This window comes from Moorena sp. SIO4A5 (assembly GCF_010672005.1).
GTDB lineage: Bacteria > Cyanobacteriota > Cyanobacteriia > Cyanobacteriales > Coleofasciculaceae > Moorena.
Window position 1 is genome coordinate 1 of record NZ_JAAHHZ010000343.1, and the last position, 4,969, is coordinate 4,969.

4 protein-coding genes are annotated in these 4,969 nt (G+C 44.3%); all 4 read left to right on the forward strand.

Annotated elements, in window-relative coordinates:
• Positions 1-437, forward strand: a 437-nt coding sequence (locus F6K57_RS36595) for a sigma factor-like helix-turn-helix DNA-binding protein (protein WP_293073116.1), incomplete at its 5' end; no start/stop codon positions are given.
• 104 nt (positions 438-541) lie between these two features.
• Positions 542-775 carry a hypothetical protein gene (locus F6K57_RS36600; RefSeq protein WP_293073119.1) on the forward strand — a complete coding sequence of 78 codons (234 nt, stop codon included), beginning with the start codon at positions 542-544 and terminating at the stop codon, positions 773-775.
• Between the two features lie 748 nt (positions 776-1,523).
• Positions 1,524-3,224, forward strand: a complete 1,701-nt coding sequence (gene ltrA / locus F6K57_RS36605) for a group II intron reverse transcriptase/maturase (protein WP_364305614.1) — start codon at positions 1,524-1,526, stop codon at positions 3,222-3,224.
• Positions 3,225-3,394: 170 nt separating this feature from the next.
• Positions 3,395-4,909: a reverse transcriptase domain-containing protein gene (locus tag F6K57_RS36610; protein WP_293073122.1), complete on the forward strand. Its 1,515-nt coding sequence runs from the start codon at positions 3,395-3,397 to the stop codon at positions 4,907-4,909.
• Positions 4,910-4,969 lie beyond the last annotated feature (60 nt).

Consider the following 4,969-nt stretch of genomic DNA (forward strand, 5'->3'; position numbering starts at 1 on the left):
ACATAGCAAAAGATAAAAAACTTACTGAAGGAGAAAAAAAGGTTTTCCTGCTGCTGTTTGGAAATGACAAAAGTAGAGTGCAAATTGCTGAAACTCTTTACATAAGTGAGAGCGCTGTCAGTAGTCGTCTAACTGGAATCTACAGGAAGTTTCAGATTACTGATAGTGGTCCAGTGAAGGAAAACAGACTAAAGGATTATCTGAGCAAGAAATATCAACCTTGGCAGTCTGAAAACTCTGAAGACTCATCAATTCTCGATAGTGAACAACAAAGCATTGATGAGCTGGTAGGAGAAGTGCGGCAGCAGCTTCAGCCCTACATCCAAGACAAGTGCGGCACAATGCGGGTTCTGGATATGACTCAGCCAATTGAGTTGACCGGAGAGCGGGGCATCTATACCAAGGTCAACATTCTGAAAAAGTGCGGCTCGTTCTAGCTAGGAGCCTCCAGCGACTGGAGGGGTATGAGCTAGGGGACTCGCGAGGTTAAAAACACCTCAAAGTTCTAACTGTCTTTCGGATGGTGGTGAAAACCCACCCCTTGAAGAGACAAGTGACTCCCTATCTTGGCCACACCGAGCGAGCGGCAACTCCGCAGAGTGAAGCTGGCACCAGGGCGCAATCAGAACCGAAGCAGATAGGTATCACTGGCGCTAACGGGGAGGTGACATGGGTAAAACTAGTCCTAGAAAAGTGTCTAAGGATGAAGCCACAATCTGGAATGAAAAATGTGCGACTTGACCCTCTCATTCTCACAGCGTTATTTTTTCGATAGCTGTAATCTCTGAGAAGGGGGTAGGCAAATTGGACTGCCCTAAATCACCAAAACAATCTGATAGATGGAACGAGTAAAAACGACAGCAAATATGGGTCTGAGGTGTAGTCGAGCCTCGGTAAGTTATGCCAAACTCAATCCCCACTGTCGGGTAGGATGCCATCGTGCGATTCGTTGACTATAAACCTTACCCCACAAGGGTTTTGGAGGATTAGTCGCAAGGAAAAAGAACCTTGACAACTTGATAACCATGATGGTGAAAAACCATCCCTCGTGAAATCCGAGTGACAGCCCTACCCTGGTTCATAGGAACTAACAAGCCTATGGATTGAAAGCGAGGGTCGAACAGCGAAGCGGAACCAATCCAGGGGAAGTTAGTAGCAGGCAAAAGACTCATGGGTACACAAGGAAGGCATGCTTGAATCATCGACACCTACACGTGGCGAAATGGATTGATACGCCACAGACAAAAGTCAAATGGAATAAAGGTTAGTTAGTTGGTTGCCTAACTATTGATTTCCCTAGAATAAAATTCCCGGTGAATAATGCCGCCCTAAAAGTCTACAAAATGGTTATTAGGAACGAAGTAACCCCCACATGTACTCTCAGAAAGGTCGAATATTTTGAGTAGGTAGTTAACCGCAAGTCATTTGGGGGAGAGATAGAGTCAAAAGCCAATGCCTAGGGTAATACCTACGGATATGCCAACAGACTCACGTTACAGGAATAGGTGTAGTTGTAAGTAGTAATGAAGAAGTCTAAAACTCGGGGATTTAACCCACAGTCGGAATGGAACAAGGTCAACTGGCGAAAGCTAGAAATAACCGTGTTCAAGTTACAAAAACGAATATACCAAGCCTCACAACGTGGCAATGTTCGCGTGGTACGAAGACTACAAAAGACCCTGATGAAATCCTGGTCAGCCAAAATGATTGCGGTCAGACGGGTAACCCAAGAGAATAAAGGTAAGAAAACTGCTGGAATAGACGGGGTTAAAGCCTTAAATGGTAAACAACGCCTTGCCTTAGTAGCTAACCTGAAAGTCTCAAAAAAGGCAAAACCAACTAGAAGGGTATGGATTCCAAAACCCGGACGGAAGGAAGAACGCCCATTAGGAATCCCAACAATGTACGACCGTTCCCTACAAGCACTAGTCAAACAAGCACTAGAGCCTGAATGGGAGGCCAAATTTGAACCCAACTCTTACGGGTTCAGACCAGGACGCTCATGTCATGACGCCATCGAAGCAATATTTGATGGAATCAGCAAAAAACCCAAATGGGTATTAGACGCCGATATCTCCAAATGCTTCGACAAAATCAATCACGATGCTCTTCTCTCAAAACTAAACACTTATCCATCCTTAAGGCGACTAATCAAATCCTGGTTAAAAGCCGGTGTAATGGATAAAGGTACATTCTCAGATACAGACGAAGGTACACCACAAGGAGGAGTCATATCACCTCTCCTTGCGAACATAGCCCTTCATGGAATGGAAACAGTAATTAAGACTTATATTGGAAACAAAAAGAACAAAAAAGGAGAAAAGATAAGCAAAAACCAGAAGATGAAGAGTATAAGTCTAATTAGATATGCCGATGATTTTGTCATCATGCATAAAGACCAAACCGTAATAGAAGAATGTCAGAGAATCATCAGTGAATGGCTAAAAGACATAGGATTGGAATTAAAGCCTAGTAAGACAAAGGTAACTCACACTTCGGAAGGATTTAACTTCCTCGGATTTAACATCCGACAATATCCAACCGGAAAAAATCAGTCAAAACTAGGCTTCAAAACCATCATCAAACCATCCAAGGAAAAAGTTCTAGAACACTATGGGCAGCTCGCAGACATAATCGACCGTCACAAAGCTGCCCCCCAAGCGGCTCTAATCAGCCGACTCATACCTATTATACGAGGATGGTGTAATTACTACAGCTCAGTTTGTAGTAAAGAAACCTTCAAAGACCTCGAATACATGCTCTGGAACAAACTCCAAAGATGGGGATATAGGCGACATCCAAACAAATCAAAGACCTGGGTAATCAATAAATATTGGGGAACCGTAAAGAAAGACAACTGGATGTTCACAGACGGAGAGAATTACCTCTTAAAACATGCCAAAACGAAGATTACTCGGCACATTAAAGTCAAGAACACCGCAAGTCCATTCAACGGAAACCTAATATATTGGAACACCAGAATGGGGAAACATCCTGAAATAAATAGTCAAAAAGGAAGACTACTAAAAAGACAAAAAGGAAAATGCTCCCATTGTGGCCTTACCTTCAGGGACGGAGATTTACTGGAAAAACACCACATAATACCACGCTCACTTGGTGGAAAAGACCTAGATAAAAATCTGGAACTACTCCATCTACATTGCCACGATGCTAAACATGGAACGAAAGTTAATTCCTTGGAATTAGATGAAAATCCATTCTAGAGGAGCCACTGACAAGGATTGTACTGTAATGAGGAGCCGGATGAGGGGAAACTCTCACGTCCGGTTCTGGAGACGAGCCAGCTGTGAGGCGACTCCCTGGCTTAGTTTAATATTAAACTGGTGGCGGGTATCCAGAGTACACAAAACTGATGAAGAGCACGGGTAGACACATGTCAAATAGATATAGTGACCTCTGGAAAAGTCAAAAGTGGAAGCAACTCCGCCGGAACCTTTTCCGCCTACAAAAGCGAGTGTATAAAGCAGTTCGAGATGGTGACCTGAGAAAGGCGCGGTCTTTACAAAAACTAATTCTGAAATCCCGCTCAGCACAAATGCTGGCAATCCGTCAAGTGACACAGCTAAATCTTGGAAAAAGAACCGCAGGAGTAGACGGAAAATCATCCTTATCCTACAAAGAACGGTTCGAGGTACTTAAAAAACTAGTATCCAGTGCGGAAAACTGGACGCACCAAGGCTTAAGGGAAATACCCATAGCCAAGAAAAATGGGGGTACGAGAATGTTGAAAGTACCGACAATCCAAGACAGAGCGTGGCAATGTCTAGCCAAGTATGCTCTCGAACCAGCCCATGAGGCCACGTTCAGTGCCGACAGCTACGGATTCAGGACAGGCCGAAGTGCCCAAGACGCACAAAAGCGCCTGTTCCTACACCTAAAATCAAACAGCAACGGCATTAAAAAGAGGGTAATCGAACTAGACATCAAGAAATGCTTTGACCGCATCTCCCATAGCTCCATTATGGATAGATTGCTAGCACCTGCGGGTCTGAAGATGGGGATATTCAGATGTCTAAAAGCAGGCATCAATCCGGAATTCCCGGAGCAAGGCACGCCCCAAGGTGGGGTGGTTAGTCCACTCTTAGCCAATATTGCCCTTGACGGAATAGAAAACATCCACCCCAGCATCCGATACGCGGATGACATGGTGTTTATTCTTAAGCCTAGAGACAACGCTGAGAAGATTTTAGATAAAGTGAGAAACTTCCTAGCCCAAAGGGGCTTAGAGGTAAATCAAGAAAAGACCAAGCTGACCAAAACGACAGACGGATTTGACTTCCTCGGCTGGCATATGAGAGTCCAGAAAAACGGAAAATTCCGATGTATTCCCTCAGTGGAAAACCATCGGAACATCCGAAAGAAGATTAAAGCCGTGGTCAACAACTCGAATTATGGCGCTGAAGTAAAAGCCCAAAAATTAGCTCCAATCGTGCGCGGATGGAGGAATTACCATAAAAGCTGCGACATGAGCAGTTCCCGAGATAGTTTATGGTTCATGAATAAAACCGCAAACCGTAAATTCCGAAAGGAAAAGAAAGTAAACCGGTATAGAGCCAATGAACTATGTAAGAAAGGCTTCCCAGCAGTAGGGTATGAACAAAATCAACACGTAAACGTTAAAGGGACTAAGTCTCCCTATGACGGAGACCTAGTCTATTGGAGTTTGAGGAACTCTGTATTATACGACGATGCTACCTCTAAAGCTTTGAAAAAGCAAAACCATTCCTGTGGACATTGCGGACATAGGTTCTTAAGCGACGAATCTGTACATCTTCATCACATCGATGGAAACCACGACAATTGGAAGCAAAAGAACCTAATGGCAGTACATCAAAGCTGCCACCAAGAAATCCACTGGAGCCTGCCGTTAGGCAAGCCTATTGGTTGAGGATACTCAGGAGCTGGATGAGGCGAAAGTTTCACGTCCAGTTCTGAAGCGGAGGTGCCA

Coding starts and splice junctions, on each gene's coding strand:
- ltrA (WP_364305614.1), top strand. CDS start 1,524: ATGAAGAAGTCTAAAACTCGGGGATTTAACCCACAGTCGGAATGGAAC.
- F6K57_RS36610 (WP_293073122.1), top strand. CDS start 3,395: ATGTCAAATAGATATAGTGACCTCTGGAAAAGTCAAAAGTGGAAGCAA.